Below are 19,366 nucleotides of genomic sequence, written 5' to 3'. Positions count from 1 at the left end.
TCCGCGCCTCACTCCGCCGCATGATGCCGCAGCCGCTCGTCCTCGTTGGCCCGTCCGTTGCGGAGCTGCTCCTCGTACCAGCGGCGGTGATGGTCCTTGGCCCAGTTCTCGTCCACGACACCGCTGCCCATGGCGTCGAAGGCGCCCTCCATGCCGATGGTGCCGATGTAGATGTGCCCGATGATCAGCGCGATCATCAGCGCGGCCACCACCCCGTGCGCCACATGGAGGATCTGCATGCCGCCGATCCCGGTGACCGCGAAGGGCATCATCAGCAGGAAGCCGGTGAGCGACAGCGCGAAGCCGCCGAACACCACCGCCCAGAAGACGCCCTTCTGGCCGGCGTTGAAGCGCCCGGCCTCCGGATGCTCGCCGGATTTGTTCAGCACGCCGCCGAGCGTCTTCAGCCAGACGAGATCGGCCTTCTCCGGAATGTTGTCGCGCACCCACAGCACGAAGATCATCAGCAGCCCGAGGACGAAGGGCACGCTGAAGAAATTGTGCATGTACTTGCTGGCCTCGGCCAGCATCGTGAAGTTCGGATGGCCGATCAGCGGGATCAGCAGCATGCGCCCGAAGGTCAGGATCAGCCCGGTCAGCGCCATCAGCAGGAAGCTGACCGCCGTCGTCCAGTGGGCGAAGCGGTCCATGCCGCTGAAGCGCAGCACCGGACGCCCCGACCGGCCGCCCTGGATGCGGATGGTGCCGCGGATCAGGTAGAAGATCGCCAGCGCCGCGATCGGCCCCAGGATCAGCGCGCCGGCGATGATCTTCAGCCAGACCATGCGGAACTCGCGCCATTCCCGCCCCTCCGGCTGGACCAGGACGCCCAGCTTCGCGTCGGGAATGCTGACCCGCCCGGACAGCTTGCCGTCCGGCGTCTGGTAGAGCTGCACCTCCTCCTTCGAGGTCGGCGAGGTCGGCCCCGGCGTCTGGTAGAACTGCGCCTGCACCGCCGGGGCGGCGAGCAGCAGAACGAACAGGACCAGCAGGGGGCGCAGGAGCTTCGTCATGGCGCGTCCTTCCCTAGAAAATATGCGCTTTGCGGGGTGCGTGATCGGGGGACGCCTGCCCCCACCCCGGCCCTCCCCCGCTGGGCGGGGGAGGGAGTTTTGTCCCCTCCCCTGCGAAGCGGGGGAGGGTTAGGGTGGGGGCATCACTTCCCCACCCGCTCAGCTCCCGCCCGTGCCCTCGCGGCCCGGGCTGAACGCGTCGCCGCGGTCGTTCTGACCATAGGCGGTGGACCAGCCCCAGGCGCCGGAGCCGTAGCCGCGGCGCACCGTCCGCTCCTTATAGATGTCGGCCAGAACGTCGCCGTCACCGGCCATCAGCGCGCGGGTGGAGCACATTTCCGCGCAGAGCGGCAGCTTGCCTTCGGCCAGCCGGTTGGTGCCGTATTTCTGGTACTCCTCCATCGTGTTGTCCGCTTCCGGGCCGCCGGTGCAGAAGGTGCACTTGTCCATCTTGCCGCGCCCGCCGAAGTTGGTCGCCTGCGGGTACTGCGGCGCGCCGAAGGGGCAGGCGTAGAAGCAATAGCCGCAGCCGATGCACAGATCCTTCGAGTGCAGCACCACCCCGTCGGCCGTCTGGTAGAAGCAGTCCACCGGGCAGACCGCGGCGCAGGGCGGGTCGTTGCAGTGCATGCAGGCCATGGAGATGGAGCGCTCGCCCGGCACGCCGTCCTTCAGCGTGATGACGCGGCGGCGGTTGATGCCCCAGGGGATGTCGTGCTCGTTCTTACAGGCGGTGACGCAGGCGTTGCACTCGATGCAGCGTTCCGCGTCGCACAGGAATTTCATGCGGGCCATGGTCTTGTGTCCTCCTCGCGGCGCGTCAGGCCGGCTCGACGCGGCAAAGCGTCACCTTGGTTTCCTGCATGAAGGTCATCGGGTCGTAGCCATAGGTCGTCACCCCGTTGGCCGGCTCGCCCAGGACGATGGGGTCGGTGCCCGGCGGGTAGTTCTCCCGCAGGCTGTTGCCCTGCCAGTAGCCGGAGAAGTGGAAGGGCATGAAGACCGTGCCGGCGCCGATGCGTTCGGTCACCAGCGCGCGCATCCGCGCCTTCGAGTTGTCCTCCGGCCCGTAGACCCAGACCATGCCGCCGTCGCGGATGCCCAGGCGCTCGGCGTCCTTGGGGTTGATCTCCACGAACATCGACTGCTGCAATTCGGCCAGCCAGGGGTTGGAGCGGGTCTCCTCGCCGCCGCCCTCATATTCGACCAGCCGTCCGGAGGTCAGGATGAAGGGGAAGCGCTGGCGGATGTCGCTGTCCGCGATCTTGAACTGGAGCGAGCGGGCGAGCTGCGGCAGGCGGTAATCGCGCCGGTCCTCGATCGCCGGATACTCCTTTACCAGCTCCGGCCGCGGGGAGTAGATCGGCTCGCGGTGCAGCGGCACCGGGTCGGGCAGGTTCCAGGCGACGGCGCGGGCCTTGGCGTTGCCGTGCGGCACGCAGCCGTGCTTCATCGCGACGCGGATGATGCCCATGGACAGATCGGTCTGCCAGCTCACCTCGTCCACCTTGTCGCCGCCGATGGCCTGGATGACCCGCATCTCCTCGGCCGTCAGGTCCTTGTCCCAGCCCAGCTTGCGCAGCATCGCCATGGTGAATTCGGGATAGCCGTCCTCGATCTCCGACCCCTTGGAATAGGAGCCGTCGGCGAGCAGGCTGACGCCGTTGCGCTCCACCCCGAAGCGGGCGCGGAAGACGCCGCCGCCCTCCATCACGTGCTTGGAGGTGTCGTAAAGAACGGCGCAGCCGGGATGGCGAAGCTCCGGATGGCCCCAGCAGGGCCAGGGCAGGCCGTAATACTCGCCCTTCAGCGGGCCGCTGGTCGCCTGCATGGTGATCTTGTCGAAATCGGCCTGATGCTTCATGTGCATCTTCAGCCGCTCCGGCGACTGGCCGGTGTAGCCGGTGGACAGACAGCCGCGGTTGATCTCGCGCAGGATGTCCTCCGGCACCGGTCGGGTCTGCTCCACCGTGATGTGCTTGAACATCTCGTCGGCGAAGCCGAACTTGCGGGCCAGCAGATAGATGATGGTGTAGTCGTCCTTGGACTCGAAGATCGGCTCCACGACCTTCTCGCCCCACTGCACCGACCGGTTGGAGCAGGTGCGCGAGCCGTCCGTCTCGAACTGGGTGCAGGCCGGCAGGATGTAGGTGCCGTTCCGGCGCTCCTTGAAGGCGGCGAAGGTGGTCGGGTGCGGGTCGGCGATGACGAGCAGGGACAGCTGCTCCAGCCCCTTCAGCATCTCCGGCATGCGGGTGACGGTGTTGCCGCCGTGGCCGAAGACGACCATCGCCTTCAGCGGCGACGGCTGCTGGATCTCCTCCGGCTTGTAGGTGACTCCGTCGAACCAGCGGGTGGTCGGGATGCCCTTGGCCTCCATCAGCTCCTTGGAGGAGAAGCGGCTTTTCATCCAGTCGTAATCGACGTCCCAGACGCGGCAGAAATGCTTCCACGCCCCCTCGGCCAGCCCGTAGTAGGAGGGCAGCGTGGAGACGTCGAGCCCGAAATCGGTGGCGCCCTGCACGTTGCAGTGGCCGCGGTAGATGTTCGCCCCGCCGCCGGCCGTGCCGATGTTGCCGAGCGCCAGCTGCAGGATCGACAGGGCGCGGACGTTGGCGGTGCCGGTGGTCTTCTGGGTGATGCCCATGCACCAGATGACGGTGGACGGCCGGTTCTTCGCCAGCGCCTCGGCCACGCGGTAGAGCTGCTCGCCAGGGACGCCGCTGACCCGCTCCACCGTCGCGGGGTCCCACTTCTTCACCTCGGCGCGGACCTCGTCCATGCCGTAGACGCGTTGGCGGATGTACTCCTTGTCCTCCCAGCCGTTCTCGAAGATGTGCCAGAGGATGCCCCAGGTGACCGGGATGTCGGTGCCGGGGCGGATGCGCACATAGTCGGTGGCGTGGGCGGCGGTGCGGGTGAAGCGCGGGTCGATGACGATGAACGGGGCGCGGTTGTGCTCCTTCCCGCGCAGCATGTGCGGCAGCGAGACGGGGTGGGCCTCGGCCGGGTTGCCGCCGATGATCAGCAGCGCCTTGGAATTCTGGATGTCGTTGTAGCTGTTGGTCATGGCGCCGTAGCCCCAGGTGTTCGCCACCCCGGCGACCGTGGTGCTGTGACAGATGCGCGCCTGATGATCGACGTTGTTGGTTCCCCAGAAGGCCGCCAGCTTGCGGAAGAGATAGGCGCCCTCGTTGGAGAATTTGGCGGAACCCAGCCAGAAGGTGGCGTCCGGCCCGGACTGCTGGCGGATCTCCAGCAGCTTGTTCCCGATCTCCTCGATGGCCTGGTCCCAGGAGATGCGCTGCCACTGGCCGTCCACCAGCTTCATCGGGTATTTCACCCGCCGCTCGCCCTTGGTCAGCTCGCGGACCGAGGCGCCCTTCGCGCAGTGCGCGCCCTGGCTGATCGGGCTCTCCCAGCCCGGCTCCTGCCCGGTCCAGACGCCGTTCTGCACCTCGGCGATCACGGTGCAGCCGACCGAGCAGTGGGTGCAGACGTTCTTGCGGGTGACGACCTCGACGTTGGGCAGGGTCGGCCCGGCCTCGGCCTTCTGGATCATCGCGGCGGGCAGCGCGCCCAGCGCCGCCATGCCCCCGGCGGCGAGGCCGGAGGTCTTCAGGAAGCCGCGGCGGTCGACGGTTTCTCCAAGCCCGGCGGTGCCCGCCGACAGACCGTTCAGGCGGCGGGCGAGGGAGGCGCGGGTGGCGGCGGTTCCGGCGTTGCGCTTGACGAGCATGGGGCGGCCCTTTGAAAAGACGTCGCGGAAAAAGACGTCGCGGTCAGAGTCGGTTCAGCGCGTAGAAACGCTTCACATGGTCGGTTTCGCGGTAGCGGGACTTCACCTGCTCCTGCCGCGATTCCATCGCCTCCGCCGGAGCGGCGCGCAGGGCCGCGGCCGCGGCGGCGGCCCCCGCCGCACCCAGCCCGAGGCCCTTCAGCAGGCTGCGGCGTTCCAGTCCGGTCTTGGCGGCTTTCGGCTTCTCGTCACGGTGCATGGTTCGTGCCCTCCCGCTGGTCGGCCCCGCGAGCCGCACCCGGAGGGGCGTGCGCGATCATCGCGAAGGCGTTGGTCTCGATGTCCAGGAACAGCCGCCCGAAGGTGCCCAGGGGCCGGTAGAGATGCGCCGCCGACGCCTCCTCCAGATCCTGGAAGAAGCGGCCCGCCCATGGGGCGAGGTGGCGCTCGAAGAAGCGCTTCTGTCCCGGCAGGTTCGGTTCGCCGTCCAGCCCGCCGACGGTCCCGGCGGCGAGCGCGCCCATGATCTCGGCGATGGCGGCGATGTGGTCCTCCGGTTCGCTGACGCCGGGCGCGCGCTCGATGCCCAGCGCCTGCATGTCCTCGCGCAGGCGGGCGAGCGGGCGGTCGATCAGGAAGCCGGTGCGGTAGTAGGAGGCGAAGGGAACCAGCTCGCCCCGCGTCACCCCGATGAACAGCTCATGGTATTCGCGTTCGGCCCGCCGTTCGCCGTCCGGGTGGTCGGCGAGCGTACGGGCACGTACGGCCAGATCGCTGATGGCCCGGCCCAGCGGCGAGCCATCCCCGGCCAGAGCGCCGACCGTGGCCAACAAGTCGCGGGACGGCGGGCGCGCCAACAGGTGGGCCAGCAGGCCGTACGCCTGCGCCCGCAGCCGATCCGCGTCGTCGATGATGGCCGTTTCCGCCATGCCCTTGCCCCGCTGCGCCTTTTCCGTGGCCGGTTAAGGTCCGGCTCATCAGCGACAACAGCGGGAATGCCCAAAGGTTGCGCAGTTCAGGCGGGGAGGTGGGGTTGCCTGATTGCTTCAGCGCTTGCCCCCTCCCTAACCCTCCCCCGCTTTCGCAGGGGAGGGGACGGACGCCGCTTCGCAGGATTCTCCCTCCCCTGCGGAGCTTTCGCGCAAACCAAAGGTTTGCGCTGACGCGGCAGGCGGACCTTCGGTCCGCTGAGAGCGGGGGAGGGCCGGGGTGGGGGCAAGACCCTCACCTTCCTCAGACTCGCCCACCCCAGCAACCACCACCTCCTGCGGCTCCTCCTCCGGCGGTTTCTCGTCGGTGGCGATGCGGTCCAGCAGGTCGGCGATGCGGTCGGTGGCGAGCAGCTTGCCGTAACCGGGGGCGTTGCAGTCCCAGTCATACTCGGCGAAGCCACGGAAGCCCGCGATCACCGGGTCGCTGGTCCAGGCCTTGCGCAGGGCCAACCGTTTCAGCTCCTGCGGGACGTTGCTGGCGAGGAAACCGGTGTAGTCGCTGTCCGCACCCAGGCTCTCCACCGGGGGAAGGCTCTCCGGATCGAAGGGTTCCGGCGGCGGAGCGGCGATGGCCTGCGGTTCCTCCGCCGTGTCCCGCTCCTCCTGCGGTTCGGGGGCCTCGACGGGCGCCGTGCGCGCCTCCTGCTTGCGGCGGGACCAACGGGACAGGAAGCCTTCGGACCCGTCGTCCAAGGTGCGGTCATCCATGGCGCTGATCCTTTCCGGGGTGAGCACCTCCGGGTTGGACGGCCGGGGCACGGCGGGCCAGCGCCTCCGGGTCGGCACGGTCGCGCTGGCGCTTGTAGAAGGGGCGTTCGGTGTGATGGCGGGCCACGAAATCCCGCATCCATTCCGCAAGATCGGGCGGCAGGGGGATCGCTTCGATCAGGTCGTCGCCAGCGTCGGAATGGGCGTCGACCTCGCCGGGATCGACGGTGACGGCGAGCAGCCGCAGCCCCGGCTCCTCGGCGCAGCGGCGCAGGATGACGTAGAGCATCGGGTGGCCGCCCTTCAGATTCTCGACGTAGTTCTCCGTCTCGCCGGGATGGAGCACGATCTCGGTGGCGCCCGCGTAATAGCCGGTGCGCTCGCCGTCCTGAGCCAGCACGGTCCAGGGCGCGCGGTCGGGCAGCGCCGGCAGGGCGCCGGTCACCCGCCAGCGCGCGTCCACCCACGGGTTGTCGATGCGCTGGCGCTCCACCGCGATGCCGACGCCGCGCCGTTCGGCCTGTCCGGTCATGGCCGCGTCTCCTCTGCCTTGCGGATCAGCCGCTGTTCCCAGACCCGCCGCACCGGCTCGAATCCCGCGTCCATCCACCGGTCGATCCAGGTCAGGAAATGCCGGGTGAAGCTCTCCAGAACCGCGACGGCGTCGGTGTCGCCGAAGCCCTCCTCGCGCAGAGCCGTGCGGTCGGGACGCCGTCCGGGGTCGGGGTCGTCGGGGTCGCCCAGGACCTCCAGCTCCGCGCCGACCACGGCCCAGGCGGGAAGCCCGTCCTCGGCGCCGGGGCCGAGGGCGACGGTCACTCCGCCGGCCACCGCGCCATTCAGCAGCAGGCGGCCCGCGCCGTCGAAGCGGATGCTCTGGTTCGGCGGCCCCAGCGCCTCCAGCGCGTCGGCCAGCGCGACCAGGGTGACGGCGGCGAGGCCGTCCCCGGCGTCCGGACGGTCGGGAACCAGCACCACCGCCACGTCCAGCCGATCGCGCCGACCGCTGTGAACGAGCGTGCCGGGCGCCGCCCCTTCCGCGGCGAAGCGGCAGGCGGTGGCGAAGGGGCCGCCCGCCTCGGCGGGCCAGGGGCGGAAGATGGGCGGCAGAGTCGGAGCGTCGGTCGGGTCCATGCCCCTGATAACGCACGAACGGGAGGGTTGGTGCCCGCGCCTGTTGGTGGGGGACGGCCTTGTCATCCCCTTTGCCCAAAGGAGTCCGCCGCCTTGCTCGCCGTTCTCATTTCTTCCAGCCTCGTCGCCGGGCTGCTGATGACCGGCAACGTCATCGCCCAGGAAGCCACCAAGGAGTCGCTGTCCAACGACATCAAGGTGCAGCAAAGCCAGGAGCCGCCGCCCAACCAGCAGGGGGTCCGCGCGCCGAAGGCCACCACCAGCGGCGAAACCCAGGGGGCGGAGCTTCAGCAGGCGCTGGCCGACGTCCGCCGGGCACCGCCCGACCTGCAGGGCAACCCGGTGCCGCGCCCGAACCAGTGGGCCAGCGAACCCGACATGGGGCAAGAGCCGACCCGCTCCGAAAACCCGTCCGACCTGTCCAGCCAGGAAGCCAAATAGGGCGAATCACCAACGGTCCGCAGAGCGCATCCTTTTCCGCTTGATATGCTCCAATCGAGCATTTATGGTTTTGCTCACGACGAGCATTAAAGGAATGCGCCATGCGCGATACCACCGGCCTTGCCTACACGCCCGACATCGCCGCGGCGACGCAGCCGATCTACGAGCGCATGAAGCGCGTGGTCCCCGCCGTCGAATGGCCGTTCCACGCCCCGCTGGTCCATGAGATCAACCGCCTGAAGCGGGAGCGCAACGCGGTGATCCTCGCCCACAACTACCAGACGCCGGAGATCTTCCACGGCGTGGCCGACATCGTCGGCGACAGCTTGGCGCTCGCCGCCCGGGCGACCGAGACCGACGCCGACGTGATCGTGCTGGCCGGCGTGCATTTCATGGCCGAGACGGCGAAGCTGCTGAACCCGGCCAAGACGGTGCTGATCCCCGACACCGGGGCGGGCTGTTCGCTGGCCGAATCGATCACCGCCGCCGACGTGCGGCTGCTGCGCGAGCGCTATCCGGGCGTGCCGGTGGTCGCCTACGTCAACACCTCGGCCGACGTGAAGGCGGAGGTGGACATCTGCTGCACCTCCGGCAACGCGGTGGAGGTGGTGGAATCGCTGGGCGCGCCGCGCGTCATCATGCTGCCCGACGAGTATCTGGCGAAGTACGTCGCCACCCAGACCAGCGTCGAGATCATCGCCTGGAAGGGCCATTGCGAGGTGCACGAGCGCTTCACCGGCGACGAGATCCGCGAGTTCCGCGGGCGCTTCGACGAGTTGATCGTCATCGCCCACCCGGAATGCCCGCCCGACGTTCTGGAGGCCGCGGACTTCGTGGGCTCAACCGCGCGCATGGTCGATTTCGTGGCGGACCGCCGCCCGCCGCGGGTGCTGATGGTCACCGAATGCTCGATGAGCGACAACGTCGCCGCCGCCTCGCCGGAGACGGAATTCGTGCGGCCCTGCAACCTGTGCCCGCACATGAAGAAGATCACGCTGGCGAACATCCTGGACAGCCTGCGCACGCTGGAGCCGCAAGTGGCCATCGCGCCGGGGGTGGCCGACCGCGCCCGCCGTTCGGTGGAACGGATGCTCGCCGTCAAACCGCGCTGATCCGCCATCGCCCATTCCCTCTCCCGTCCCGGGAGAGGGTGGCCCGAAGGGCCGGGTGAGGGTCGCGCGAGGATCAAGGCGCTGATCCTTGCCGGTACCCTCACCCTCCCGCCGCGTCGCGGCGGGCCCCTCCCTCTCCCGGGACAGGAGAGGGGATGCTCTCGTCATAATTCCCTCTCGTCGGGAGGCTTCCCATGCCCACCCCTTACACGGTCCGCGATTCGGAGGTGGTCGTCATCGGCTCCGGCATGGCCGGGCTGACCGCCGCCCTGCATCTGGCGCCGCGCGCCGTCACGCTGCTGACCAAGACGCCGGACCTGCCGGGCGGCTCCAGCAACCACGCCCAGGGCGGCATCGCCGCGGCCATCGGACCCGGCGACGGGCCGGAGGCGCACGCCGCCGACACCGTGGCCGCCGGCGCCGGCTTCGTGGACGCGGGCCGCGCCCTGCTGCTGACCCGCGAGGGGGCGGAGCGGGTGCGGGCGCTGCTCCTCGCCGGACTGCCCTTCGACCGCGGTGCCGACGGCGCCCCCCTCCTGGGGCGGGAGGCGGCGCACGGGGCGGCGCGCATCGTCCATGCCGGGGGCGACGCCACCGGGGCGACGCTGGTCGCGGCCCTGGCCGAGCGGGTGCGCGCCACCCCGTCGATCCGGGTGGAGAGCAACGCCTTCGCCGTCGATCTCGCGGCGCGCCACGGGCGGGTCTGCGGCGTGCTGGCCTGCCATTCCGAAGGCTGGGTGTTCCACCGCGCGCCGCGCGTGGTGCTGGCGACCGGCGGAGTCGGCGGGGCCTACGCCCGCACCACCAACCCGCCGGAGGCGACCGGCGACGGGCTGGCGTTGGCCGCGCGGGCCGGGGCGCTGCTCGCCGACGTCGAATTCGTGCAGTTCCACCCCACGGCGCTCGCCGTGGACGCCGACCCCGCCCCTTTGCTGACCGAGGCGCTGCGCGGCGCCGGGGCGGTGCTGCTCGACCGCCGCGGCACCCGCTTCATGGCGGCGGAGCACCCGCTGGCCGAGCTGGCTCCGCGCGACGTGGTGGCCCGCGCCATCGGCGCCCGCGTCGCGGCGGGGGAGCCGGTGCGGCTCGATCTGCGCCCGGCGCTGGCCGCCAAGCCGGACGGCTTCCCCACCGTGCTGGCGCTGTGTGCCGCCCACGGGCTGGACCCCTGGCGGGAGCCGGTGCCGGTCGCCCCGGCGGCGCACTATCACATGGGCGGGGTGGTCACCGACCATGCCGGTCGGACCAGCCTGGACGGGCTGTGGGCCTGCGGCGAGGTCGCTTGCACCGGGGTCCACGGCGCCAACCGGCTGGCCAGCAATTCCCTGCTGGAGGCGCTGGTGTTCGGCGCGCGGGTCGCCCGCGACGTGGTCGGGCGGGACCTGCCCCCCCTGCCGCCCTTCGCCCTGCCCGACGTCCCGGCGGTGGCCGGGGAGGTCGGGGCCGGCCTGCTCGACGCTGTCACCGACGAGGCCCGCCGCACCCTCTACCAGGGCGCCGGGCTGGTGCGCGACGGGGTGGGGCTGTGGACCGCCCGGCGCAAGCTGGACCGGCTCGCCGTGGCGCTCGACGCGCTGTGCGGTTACGGCCCGGCGGACCTCGCCGCCGTCCGCCGCTGGGGCGAGGCGCGCAACCGCCTGCTGGCCGGGCGGCTGATCGTCCACGCGGCGCTCGCCCGCAGCGAAAGCCGCGGGGCGCATTTCCGCACCGACTTTCCGCAGGAAGACCCGGCGGCGCAGCGCCACCGCTTCACCCTCACCGACCTGACCGGGGCCGCCGGCCCCCTTTCCGGAGACGCCGCATGCTCCATCCTCTGACCTATGAACCGATCGTCCGCGCCGCCCTGGCGGAGGACCTCGGGCGGGCCGGCGACATCACGACCGACAGCATCGTCCCGGCGGACGCCGTGGCGACGGCGCGGGTGGCCGCGCGCAAGGACGGGCGCGTCGCCGGGCTGGAGGTCGCCCTGTCCGCCTTCCGCATCCTCGACCCGGCGGCGGAGCTGCGGGTGGAACACGGCGACGGCGCCGACGTGGCCCCCGGCGCCACCATCGCCACCGTGACGGCCCGCGCCCGCGCCCTGCTGACGGCGGAGCGCACGGCGCTGAACCTGCTGGGCCGCCTGTCCGGCATCGCCACCGCCACCCGGGCGCTGGTGCGCGAGGTCGAGGGAACCCGCGCCCGCATCGTCTGCACCCGCAAGACCACCCCCGGCCTGCGCGTGCTGGAAAAGCACGCGGTGCGGCTGGGCGGCGGCTTTAACCACCGCTTCGGGCTCGACGACGCGGTTCTGGTCAAGGACAACCACATCGCCGTCGCCGGCGGCATCCGCCCGGCGGTCGAGCGCGTCCGCGCCGCCATCGGCCACATGGTGAAGGTGGAGGTCGAGGTGGACACGCTGGCCCAGCTGGAGGAGCTGCTGACCCTGCCGGTCGACGTCGTTCTGCTCGACAACATGGACCCGCAGACGCTGCGCCGCGCCGTCGCGCTGGTGGACGGCCGCATGGTGACGGAGGCGTCCGGCAACGTCACCCTGTCCACCGTGCGCGCCATCGCGGAGGCGGGCGTCGACATGATCTCGGTCGGCTGGCTGACCCACAGCGCGCCGAACCTGGACGTCGGGTTGGACATGTAGCGACCCGGATGGGGAGGGGACGCGCTGTCCCCTCCTCCCGGAACGAGGTCGTCAGTGCCCCGTGAAGTTCCGATGCTGCACGGTGTTCTCCTCGCTCAGCCGGACTGAGGGGGCGGCGTAGGTCTCGTCGGCGGTGCGGCCCAGCGTGCCTTCCAGGATCACGCTGGCGCCGATGGCGAGGACGACCGCGGTGGCCAGGGCCATTCCGAACGCTTTCATGACGCTTCCCTCCTGCTGTGGACCGGAGCGGACGATGGAGCGGCCGGTGGAGCGGCGCCGATCCCGGAAATGCCGCGCGCGCCCTCCGCCACGGCACCTTCGGCCTTGGCGATGCGGGTGTAGAGCGCCAGCGCCTGCGCCACCACCTGATCCATGTTGTAGTATCGGTAGGTCGCCAGCCGCCCGACGAAATGGACGTTCGGCGTGGCGTCGGCCAGTTCCTGGTATTTGCGGTAGAGGGCCGCATTCTCCGCGCGGGGGATCGGGTAGTAAGGGTCGCCCTCCGCCGCCGGGTACTCGTAGGTCAGGCTGGTTTTCGGGTTCGTCTGGCCGGTCAGATGCTTGTATTCGGTGATGCGGGTGTGCGGCACCTCCTCGCCGGGGTAGTTGACCACGGCGACGGGCTGGAACCACTCCTGGTCGACCGTCTCGTGCCGGAAGGTCAGGGAGCGGTAGGGCAGCTTGCCGAAGCGGTGTCCGAAATACTCGTCCACCGGGCCGGTGAAGATCAGGTTGCGGTAGCGCACGTCGCGCACCACCTCGCGGAAATCGGCGCCCAGGCGGATGGTGATGTTCGGGTGGTCGAGCATGTTCTCGAACATCCGCGTGTAGCCGTGCAGCGGCATGTTCTGGAAGCTGTCGCCGAAATAGCGGTCGTCGTCGTTGGTCCGCGTCGGCACCCGCGCCGTCACCGCCTTGTCGAGCTGCGACGGGTCGAGGCCCCATTGCTTGCGGGTGTAGCCGCGGAAGAACTTCTCGTACAGCTCCCGCCCGACCGCGCCGACCACCACGTCCTCCGAGGTGCGGACGTCGGCCACCGGTTCCGCCCGGCTTTTGAGGAACTCAGCCACCCCAGCCTCGTCGAGGTCCAGCCCGTACAGCCGGTTGACCGTCGTCCGGTTGATCGGGATCGGAACCAGCTGCCCGTCGACATGGGCGAGCACCCGGTGCTCGTAGGGACGCCACTGGGTGAAGCGGGACAAGTAATCCGCCACCGGCTGCGAGTTGGTGTGGAAGATGTGCGGGCCGTAGCGATGGATCAGCACGCCCGCGTCGTCATGATGGTCGTAGGCGTTGCCGCCGATGTGCGGGCGCCGGTCGATCAGCAGCACCCGCTTGTTCAGCCCGGCCGCCAGACGTTCCGCCAGCACGCTGCCGGCGAAGCCCGCCCCGACGATCAGGTAATCGAAGACCGCCGGCCCGTCCGTCCGCCCCACGTAAGCCGGAGCGGCTCCATCGAAATCACGCATAAGCTCTGCCTTCCTCGTCCCGCCGAAAGGCGGACGAGCGGGGCAAGCCGTCCGGCGCCCCACCCGTCCGCACATCCTGCGAACGGTGGAAGCCGCCGGTGGTTCCGGACGAAGGCGGTGGGGAAGGAGGTACCGATGCAGGGTACCTCCCGTGGCATCACCCCCCGAAGACGGTGTTTAGCTGCGCGCCGACGCGGACGAAGGTGGTCCGCTTCGACACCTCCTTCAGCTTGGTGGCGCCGATGTAGGTCATCATGCTGCGCACGCCGCCCATGATCTCCTGCATCGTGCCGTCGATCGGTCCACGGTAGGGCACCTCCACGGTCTTGCCCTCCGACGCGCGGTAGGAGGCGACGCCGCCCGCGTACTTGTGCATCGCCGTGTCGGACGACATGCCGTAGAAGGTCATCGCCACCGGCACCTTCCGCCCGCCGCGCTCCTCGTAGCGGATGTCGCCCTCGCACTCGTCGTGGCCGGCCAGCATGCCGCCGAGCATCACGAAGTCCGAACCGGCGCCGTAGGCCTTGGAGATGTCACCCGGCACCGTGCAGCCGCCGTCGCCGCAGACCTGCCCCTTCAGCCCATGGGCGGCGTCGGCGCATTCGATGATGGCGGAGAGCTGCGGGTAGCCGACGCCGGTCATCTTGCGCGTCGTGCAGACCGACCCCGGCCCGATGCCGACCTTGATGATGTCGGCCCCGGCGAGCAGCAGGGCCTCGGTCATGTCGCCGGTCACCACGTTGCCAGCCATGATGACCATGTCCGGGTTCTCCGTCCGCAACCGGCCGATGACACGCACGAAGCGCTCCGTGTAGCCGTTGGCGACGTCCAGGCAGAGCTTGGCCACCGGGGCCTTGGCCTTCACCGCCTGGAACTTGTCGTAGTCGGCCTCGGTGGTGCCCAGCGAGTAGAAGACGTTGGCCGTGTCCTCGTCGCGGAAGAAGGGGATCAGGGCTTCGGCCGGGTAGTGCTTGTGCAGCGCGGTCATGGCGCCGAAGCGCGACAGGGCGCGGGCGACGGCCATGGTGCCGACCACGTCCATGTTGGCCGCGATCAGCGGGAAGCCCGTCCATTCCAGCCCGCTGTGGACGAAGCGGAAGGTCCGCTCGATGTCCACGTCGTTGCGGCTTTCCAGGGTGCTGCGCTTCGGGCGGATCAGCACGTCCTTGAAGTCCAGCTTCAGATCGTTCTCGATGATCACCGGCGGGTCGTCCTTGTCGTTCTTATCGTTATGGGAGCGTCATTGCCCCCACCCCGGCCCTCCCCCGCTTCGCAGGGGAGGGAGAATGAAGTCCCCTCCCCTGCGTCAGCGGGGGAGGGTTAGGGTGGGGGCAGGTCAGCAGCAGTGCAGCCTCACCCCTCGCCCAGCAGTTCCAACAGCGACAGCGCCACAACCTCCGTCGCCTTGAACAGGTCGGACAGCGGCAGGCGCTCGTCGGCGCGGTGGGCGTTGGCCTCCTCGATGGTGTGAGGGCCGGCGCCGAACAGGGCGATGGGCACGCCCGCGTCGGAGTAATGGCGCGCGTCGGTGTAGAGCGGCACGCCCTTGGTCTGCACCGGCTCGCCCATCACGCGGCTGGCGTGGGCGCAAAGGACGGCGGCCAGCCGGTCGGTGCCGGGCAGCGGGGTCAGCGGGCGGGCCAGCAGGATGCGGCGGACTTCGACGCGGGCCTTCGGGAAAGCCTTGGCCGCCTCGGCGATGACCGCGCGCAACGTCTCCTCCACCGTTTCCGGCGCCTCCTCCGGGATCATGCGGCGGTCAAGACGCAGCGTCACGCGGTCCGGAACGACGTTGGTGTTGATGCCGCCCTTGATCAGCCCGACCGTCAACTGCGGCGAGCCGATGCCGCCCACCGCCGACACGGTGTCCGCATAGCCCTTGCGGTGCTCATAGAGCGCGCCGAGGATCGCGGTGGTCGCCTCCAGCGCGTCGATGCCGGTCATCGGCAGGGCGGCGTGGGCGGACTTGCCGGTGACCTCGACCTCCAGATGCAGGCAGCCGTTGTGCGCGGTGACGACGCCGTAGCTGAAGCCCGCGGCGATGGCGAAGTCCGGCTTGGTCAGCCCCTCGTCGAGCAGCCATTTCGGACCGATCTCGCCGCCGGCCTCCTCGTCGTAGGTCAGGTGCAGTTCCACCGTGCCGCGGTCCAGCCCGGCCTTTTCCAGCGCCAGCAGCGCGTAGGTGTAGGTGACGAAGTCGGACTTCGAGACGGCGACGCCGCGCCCGTACATCCAGCCGTCCACCACCTCCGCCCCGTAGGGGTCGCGGCTCCAGCCCTCGCCCGGCGGCACCACGTCGCCGTGGGCGTTCAGCGCCACGGTCGGCCCGTCGCCGAAGCGGCGGCGCACGATCAGGTTGGTGGCGGAGATCATGCCGTTGGCCCGCACCAGCTCCGCCGGAACCGGGTGGCGCTCCACCGTCAGGCCCATGGCCTCCAGCAACGCGGCGGCGCGCTCGGCGTGGGGGGCGCAGTCGCCGGCCGGGTTGTCGGAGGGCACCTTGACCAGTTCGGCCAGGAAGCGGACCTGCTCGTCGCGGGTCTGCTCCAGGAACGCGCGGATGGCCTTTTGGGCAATGTCGGTCATGGTGTCGGGGTCTCGTGCTCGAAGTGGCGGATGATGTCCAGGAGGATCCGCACCGACAGGTCGGCGTCCTCCGCGGTGATGGATTCGGCGGGGTTGTGGCTGATGCCGCCCGCACAGCGGACGAACAGCATGCCCATCGGCAGCACGCCGGCGAAGGCCATGGCATCATGCCCGGCGCCGCTGGGCAGCGGCAAGGGACGGACGCCGGCACGGATCACCGCCGCCTCGATCTGCCGCCGGATGCCGGGGGAGCAGGGGGCGGCGGCCGCGTCGTGGGTGGTTTCCACGGCCAGCTCAATCCCGCGGCGGGCACCGATTTCCTCGAACGCGCCGAGGATGGCGGCGCAGGCGTCCCGCCGCACGGCGTCCTCCGGCGCGCGGACGTCGAGGGTGAAGGCGACCTCGCCGGGGATGACGTTGACCGCCCCCGGCTTCGCCTCGATCCGGCCCACTGTCGCCACCAGCCCGGCGTCCGAAGCCGCGGCCACCCGCTCCGCCGCCAGCGTCATCTCGGCGGCGGCGGCCAGCGCGTCGCGGCGCAGCGCCATGGGCACCGTGCCGGCGTGGCCGGCCATGCCGCGCAGCCGGACGGCGAAGCGCGTGGCGCCGTTGATCGCGGTGACGATGCCGACCGGCAGCCCTTCGGCTTCCAGCACCGGCCCCTGTTCGATGTGGACCTCCAGGAAGGCCAGCGCCTCCCCCGGCTTGCGGGCCGCCGCGGCGATGGCCTCGGGGTCGCCGCCGAAGGCGCGCAGGGCATCGGCCATGCGCACGCCGTCGCGGTCGCGCGTCTCCAGCGCCGCCGGGTCGAAGCGCCCTGCCACGGCGCGGCTGCCGGTCAGGGTCACGGGGAAGCGCACCCCCTCCTCGTCGCCGAAGCCCAGCACCTCGATGGCGAAGGGCAGGCGTTCGCCGCGCCGGTCCAGCTCCGCCACCGCGGCGACGGCGGCGAGCACGCCGAGATTCCCGTCATACTTGCCGGCGTTGCGCACGGTGTCGATGTGGGAGCCGATCAGCAGGGCCGGCGCACCCGGCGCGGTCCCCTCGTAACGGCCGACCACCGTGCCCGCCGGGTCGAGCCGGGCGTTCATCCCGGCCTTGCCCATCAGCTCCATCAACCAGTCCGCGGCGGCGCGGTGCTGCGGGGTCAGGAACAGGCGGGTCAGCAGCCCCGGCTCCTCTGTGAAGCCGGCGAAGGCATCCAGCCGCGCCATCAGGTCCGCGCCGAAGCCGGTCATGGCTCGATGTCCTTGGGAAGCAGCTCCTTCAGGCGCAGCCAAGTGATGCGCTCGACCTGGGCCAGCGCCGTGGCGAACTCCTCCTCCGGGCCGTTGGACAGGCGGGTCTCGAACGCCTCCAGGATGTCGGCGCGGCTGCGGCCCTTGACCGCCAGTATGAAGGGGAATCCGAAGCGCGCCTTGTAGGCGTCGTTCAGCTCGGTGAAGCGGGCGAACTCCTCGGGCGTGCAGCGGTCCAGTCCGGCGCTCGCCTGCTCCGCCGTGCTGTCGGCGGTCAGCTCGCCGCGCAACGCCAGCCGGCCCGCCAGATCGGGATGGGCGTTCAGCAGCGCCAGCTTCCGCTCATGGCCGGCGGCGCGCAGGACGGCGACCATCGCGGCGTGCAGCCCGTCCGCGTCGTCGGGCAGGTTTCCGGCATCCCAGGCGCCTTCGGCGACCCAGGGCGAATGTTCGAACACGCCGCCGAATCGGGCGACGAAACTTGCACGGTCCATCTCGCTCGGTCGCATCCCGGCCTTCCCTGATCGGTCCCCTGCCCCGCAGCATAACCGCAATCGCCGAGGTCCGCTTTTTCGATCCGTTTGAAAGTCTTTTTGCGCAGGCCCCGTTCGGACCGCGCGGCGGTGCGGCATGGGGTGCGGTATAAGGTCTCTTCGCGGCATTCCACGGCGAGGAGAGAGACCCATGTCCGGAAGCGGGCGCCTGACCACCCATGTTCTCGACACGACGCACGGCCGGCCCGGCGCCGGGATCGCCGTCACCCTCTACCGCATCGACGGAGACCGGCGGGAGCGGCTGACGCAGACCCGCACGAACGCCGACGGGCGCTGCGACGCGCCGCTCCTCGCCGGGGCCGACCTGACGCCGGGCGTCTATGAGCTGGTGTTCGAGGCCGGCGACTATTTCCGCGCCTCCGGCCTGGAGATCGTTGAACCCGCCTTCCTCGACGTGGTGCCGGTCCGCTTCGGCGTCGCCAACGCGGACCAGCATTATCACGTGCCGCTGCTCGTTTCCCCCTACAGCTACTCGACCTACCGGGGAAGCTGATCGGTCCAGGCGGCGAGCAGGCGGCGCTCCTCCGGCGTGATCCCAGTGACGTTGCCAGGGGGCATCGCGTCGGACAGCGCCGCCCAGTTGCGGATCTGCGGCGCGTGGCGGCTGATCGCCTCCGCGCTGTCCAGCATGACGCCGCGCGGCGCCACGCCGATCCCCTCCCACACCGGCTGCGCCGCGTGGCACATGGAGCAGCGGGAGAGCACCACCTCCTCCACCTGCGCGAACTCCACCTGCGCGAACTCCACCCTGGCCGGTGCGGCGGCGCTCTCGGTCCGCGTGCCGGCGGCGCTCAGGCCCACGATGACGGCGACGCCCGCGGCGGCCACCGCCCAGGTCCACCAGGGCGTCGGCTTGCCGGCGTGGCGGCTGTTGAAGAAGTGGCGGATCACCGCCCCCACCACCAGCACCACCGCCACGATTACCCAGCTGTAGCGCGTGCCGAAGGCCAGCGGGTAGTGGTTGGAGATCATCAGGAAGACGACCGGCAGCGTCAGGTAGTTGTTGTGCAGCGACCGCTGCTTGGCCTGCTTGCCCAGCGCCGGGTCGGGCACCTGACCGGCCTTCATGGCGGCCACGGCCTTGGTCTGGTTGGGGATGATGATGCGGAAGACGTTGGCCGACATCATCGTGCCGATCAGCGCGCCCACATGCAGCATCGCCGCCCGCCCGCTGAAGAGATGGCTGAGGCCCCAGGCGACCAGAACCAGGAAGACGAAGCCCGCCGCCGCCAGCTTCACGTCGTCCTTGCCCAGCGGCGACTTGCACAGCCGGTCATAGACGTGCCAGCCCAGCCCCAGCGCGCCCAGGCTGAGCAGCACCGCCCCCCACCAGGGGATGTCCAGCACCGCCGGGTCGATCATGTAGAGCGCGGCGCCGTGGTAGTAGAGCACCGACAGCAGCGCGAAGCCGCTGAGCCAGGTGGCGTAGGCTTCCCATTTGAACCAGGTCAGCTTCTCCGGCAGCTCCGGCGGGGCGACCGTGTATTTCATCATGTTGTAGAAGCCGCCGCCGTGGACCTGCCACGCCTCCCCCGCCACCCCGTTGGGCAGGCCGTCGCGCCGCCGCAGGGAGAGGTCGAGGTGGATGAAATAGAAGCTCGACCCGATCCAGGCGATGGCCGTGATGACGTGCAGCCAGCGCACCAGAAAGTTGACCCACTCCCAGACGATCGGCTCCATGCGTCGCGGCCTCTTCCGTTCGGTGATCCTCACCCTGAACTCTACGGTTGCCGCAGCGCAGCGGG

Annotated in this window: 20 protein-coding genes; 5 read left to right on the top strand and 15 right to left on the bottom strand. The window is 70.3% G+C overall.

Annotated elements, in window-relative coordinates; genetic code table 11:
• Positions 1-8 precede the first annotated feature (8 nt).
• From H0B54_RS20570 to H0B54_RS20535, 8 genes are all read right to left on the bottom strand, one after another.
• Positions 9-1,013: a formate dehydrogenase subunit gamma gene (locus H0B54_RS20570; RefSeq protein WP_188261879.1), complete on the bottom strand. Its 1,005-nt coding sequence runs from the start codon at positions 1,011-1,013 to the stop codon at positions 9-11.
• A 159-nt stretch (positions 1,014-1,172) separates the two neighbouring features.
• Positions 1,173-1,808 carry a formate dehydrogenase FDH3 subunit beta gene (gene fdh3B / locus H0B54_RS20565; RefSeq protein ID WP_014198023.1) on the bottom strand — a complete coding sequence of 212 codons (636 nt, stop codon included), beginning with the start codon at positions 1,806-1,808 and terminating at the stop codon, positions 1,173-1,175.
• A 25-nt stretch (positions 1,809-1,833) separates the two neighbouring features.
• Entirely contained in the window at positions 1,834-4,752 is a 2,919-nt protein-coding gene (locus H0B54_RS20560) for a formate dehydrogenase subunit alpha (RefSeq protein WP_188261878.1), read from the bottom strand.
• 43 nt (positions 4,753-4,795) lie between these two features.
• Positions 4,796-5,011 (bottom strand): twin-arginine translocation signal domain-containing protein, encoded by a 216-nt coding sequence (locus tag H0B54_RS20555; RefSeq protein ID WP_188261877.1) that lies wholly within the window; start codon positions 5,009-5,011, stop codon positions 4,796-4,798.
• Positions 5,001-5,681: a TorD/DmsD family molecular chaperone gene (locus H0B54_RS20550; RefSeq protein ID WP_188261876.1), complete on the bottom strand. Its 681-nt coding sequence runs from the start codon at positions 5,679-5,681 to the stop codon at positions 5,001-5,003. The genes H0B54_RS20555 and H0B54_RS20550 overlap by 11 nt, the downstream gene beginning before the upstream one ends.
• A 135-nt stretch (positions 5,682-5,816) precedes the next feature.
• Positions 5,817-6,452, bottom strand: a complete 636-nt coding sequence (locus tag H0B54_RS20545) for a DUF3306 domain-containing protein (RefSeq protein ID WP_188261875.1) — start codon at positions 6,450-6,452, stop codon at positions 5,817-5,819.
• A complete protein-coding gene (locus H0B54_RS20540; protein ID WP_188261874.1) occupies positions 6,445-6,984 on the bottom strand; it encodes a DUF3305 domain-containing protein in 540 nt (179 codons plus the stop codon). Before H0B54_RS20540 ends, H0B54_RS20545 begins: the two co-directional genes overlap by 8 nt.
• Positions 6,981-7,586, bottom strand: coding sequence for a biotin/lipoate--protein ligase family protein (locus tag H0B54_RS20535; protein ID WP_188261873.1), 606 nt, complete (start codon positions 7,584-7,586; stop codon positions 6,981-6,983). Before H0B54_RS20535 ends, H0B54_RS20540 begins: the two co-directional genes overlap by 4 nt.
• Positions 7,587-7,679: 93 nt before the next feature.
• Here H0B54_RS20535 and H0B54_RS20530 point away from each other — a divergent pair, with 93 nt between their 5' ends.
• The 4 genes from H0B54_RS20530 to nadC all read left to right on the top strand — a co-directional run bounded on the left by H0B54_RS20530 (position 7,680) and on the right by nadC (position 11,774).
• The gene (locus H0B54_RS20530; RefSeq protein ID WP_246472647.1) at positions 7,680-8,027 is read left to right on the top strand and encodes a hypothetical protein; all 348 of its coding nucleotides are present in this window, start codon (positions 7,680-7,682) and stop codon (positions 8,025-8,027) included.
• A gap of 101 nt (positions 8,028-8,128) precedes the next feature.
• Positions 8,129-9,139 carry a quinolinate synthase NadA gene (nadA, locus tag H0B54_RS20525; protein WP_188261872.1) on the top strand — a complete coding sequence of 337 codons (1,011 nt, stop codon included), beginning with the start codon at positions 8,129-8,131 and terminating at the stop codon, positions 9,137-9,139.
• A gap of 194 nt (positions 9,140-9,333) precedes the next feature.
• Positions 9,334-10,956 (top strand): L-aspartate oxidase, encoded by a 1,623-nt coding sequence (locus tag H0B54_RS20520; RefSeq protein WP_188261871.1) that lies wholly within the window; start codon positions 9,334-9,336, stop codon positions 10,954-10,956.
• Entirely contained in the window at positions 10,941-11,774 is an 834-nt protein-coding gene (gene nadC / locus H0B54_RS20515; RefSeq protein WP_188261870.1) for a carboxylating nicotinate-nucleotide diphosphorylase, read from the top strand. The genes H0B54_RS20520 and nadC overlap by 16 nt, the downstream gene beginning before the upstream one ends.
• Positions 11,775-11,825: 51 nt before the next feature.
• Here the strand turns inward: nadC and H0B54_RS20510 are convergent, their stop codons facing one another.
• The 6 genes from H0B54_RS20510 to uraD form a co-directional block, all read right to left on the bottom strand.
• Positions 11,826-11,993, bottom strand: a complete 168-nt coding sequence (locus H0B54_RS20510) for a hypothetical protein (RefSeq protein ID WP_188261869.1) — start codon at positions 11,991-11,993, stop codon at positions 11,826-11,828.
• Positions 11,990-13,243, bottom strand: a complete 1,254-nt coding sequence (glf, locus tag H0B54_RS20505) for a UDP-galactopyranose mutase (protein ID WP_188261868.1) — start codon at positions 13,241-13,243, stop codon at positions 11,990-11,992. The genes H0B54_RS20510 and glf overlap by 4 nt, the downstream gene beginning before the upstream one ends.
• A gap of 157 nt (positions 13,244-13,400) precedes the next feature.
• The gene (locus tag H0B54_RS20500; protein ID WP_188261867.1) at positions 13,401-14,444 is read right to left on the bottom strand and encodes a GMP reductase; all 1,044 of its coding nucleotides are present in this window, start codon (positions 14,442-14,444) and stop codon (positions 13,401-13,403) included.
• A gap of 152 nt (positions 14,445-14,596) precedes the next feature.
• On the bottom strand, positions 14,597-15,829 hold the full coding sequence (locus tag H0B54_RS20495; protein ID WP_188261866.1) for a M20/M25/M40 family metallo-hydrolase: 1,233 nt from the start codon (positions 15,827-15,829) through the stop codon (positions 14,597-14,599).
• Positions 15,826-17,067 carry an allantoate amidohydrolase gene (locus H0B54_RS20490; protein WP_188261865.1) on the bottom strand — a complete coding sequence of 414 codons (1,242 nt, stop codon included), beginning with the start codon at positions 17,065-17,067 and terminating at the stop codon, positions 15,826-15,828. Before H0B54_RS20490 ends, H0B54_RS20495 begins: the two co-directional genes overlap by 4 nt.
• A complete protein-coding gene (uraD, locus tag H0B54_RS20485; RefSeq protein WP_246472646.1) occupies positions 17,064-17,561 on the bottom strand; it encodes a 2-oxo-4-hydroxy-4-carboxy-5-ureidoimidazoline decarboxylase in 498 nt (165 codons plus the stop codon). Before uraD ends, H0B54_RS20490 begins: the two co-directional genes overlap by 4 nt.
• Positions 17,562-17,751: 190 nt before the next feature.
• Here uraD and uraH point away from each other — a divergent pair, with 190 nt between their 5' ends.
• Positions 17,752-18,114 carry a hydroxyisourate hydrolase gene (gene uraH / locus H0B54_RS20480; protein WP_188261863.1) on the top strand — a complete coding sequence of 121 codons (363 nt, stop codon included), beginning with the start codon at positions 17,752-17,754 and terminating at the stop codon, positions 18,112-18,114.
• Here the strand turns inward: uraH and H0B54_RS20475 are convergent.
• Positions 18,099-19,301: a urate hydroxylase PuuD gene (locus H0B54_RS20475; protein ID WP_188261862.1), complete on the bottom strand. Its 1,203-nt coding sequence runs from the start codon at positions 19,299-19,301 to the stop codon at positions 18,099-18,101. The genes uraH and H0B54_RS20475 overlap by 16 nt on opposite strands.
• Between the last annotated feature and the right edge of the window lie 65 nt (positions 19,302-19,366).

This window comes from Azospirillum tabaci, from assembly GCF_014596085.1.
Lineage (GTDB): Bacteria > Pseudomonadota > Alphaproteobacteria > Azospirillales > Azospirillaceae > Azospirillum > Azospirillum tabaci.
This window is presented reverse-complemented; position numbering and strand designations above follow the sequence as displayed.

Coding starts and splice junctions, on each gene's coding strand:
- H0B54_RS20570 (WP_188261879.1), bottom strand. CDS start 1,013: ATGACGAAGCTCCTGCGCCCCCTGCTGGTCCTGTTCGTTCTGCTGCTC.
- fdh3B (WP_014198023.1), bottom strand. CDS start 1,808: ATGGCCCGCATGAAATTCCTGTGCGACGCGGAACGCTGCATCGAGTGC.
- H0B54_RS20560 (WP_188261878.1), bottom strand. CDS start 4,752: ATGCTCGTCAAGCGCAACGCCGGAACCGCCGCCACCCGCGCCTCCCTC.
- H0B54_RS20555 (WP_188261877.1), bottom strand. CDS start 5,011: ATGCACCGTGACGAGAAGCCGAAAGCCGCCAAGACCGGACTGGAACGC.
- H0B54_RS20550 (WP_188261876.1), bottom strand. CDS start 5,681: ATGGCGGAAACGGCCATCATCGACGACGCGGATCGGCTGCGGGCGCAG.
- H0B54_RS20545 (WP_188261875.1), bottom strand. CDS start 6,452: ATGGATGACCGCACCTTGGACGACGGGTCCGAAGGCTTCCTGTCCCGT.
- H0B54_RS20540 (WP_188261874.1), bottom strand. CDS start 6,984: ATGACCGGACAGGCCGAACGGCGCGGCGTCGGCATCGCGGTGGAGCGC.
- H0B54_RS20535 (WP_188261873.1), bottom strand. CDS start 7,586: ATGGACCCGACCGACGCTCCGACTCTGCCGCCCATCTTCCGCCCCTGG.
- nadA (WP_188261872.1), top strand. CDS start 8,129: ATGCGCGATACCACCGGCCTTGCCTACACGCCCGACATCGCCGCGGCG.
- H0B54_RS20520 (WP_188261871.1), top strand. CDS start 9,334: ATGCCCACCCCTTACACGGTCCGCGATTCGGAGGTGGTCGTCATCGGC.
- nadC (WP_188261870.1), top strand. CDS start 10,941: ATGCTCCATCCTCTGACCTATGAACCGATCGTCCGCGCCGCCCTGGCG.
- H0B54_RS20510 (WP_188261869.1), bottom strand. CDS start 11,993: ATGAAAGCGTTCGGAATGGCCCTGGCCACCGCGGTCGTCCTCGCCATC.
- glf (WP_188261868.1), bottom strand. CDS start 13,243: ATGCGTGATTTCGATGGAGCCGCTCCGGCTTACGTGGGGCGGACGGAC.
- H0B54_RS20495 (WP_188261866.1), bottom strand. CDS start 15,829: ATGACCGACATTGCCCAAAAGGCCATCCGCGCGTTCCTGGAGCAGACC.
- H0B54_RS20490 (WP_188261865.1), bottom strand. CDS start 17,067: ATGACCGGCTTCGGCGCGGACCTGATGGCGCGGCTGGATGCCTTCGCC.
- uraD (WP_246472646.1), bottom strand. CDS start 17,561: ATGGACCGTGCAAGTTTCGTCGCCCGATTCGGCGGCGTGTTCGAACAT.
- uraH (WP_188261863.1), top strand. CDS start 17,752: ATGTCCGGAAGCGGGCGCCTGACCACCCATGTTCTCGACACGACGCAC.
- H0B54_RS20475 (WP_188261862.1), bottom strand. CDS start 19,301: ATGGAGCCGATCGTCTGGGAGTGGGTCAACTTTCTGGTGCGCTGGCTG.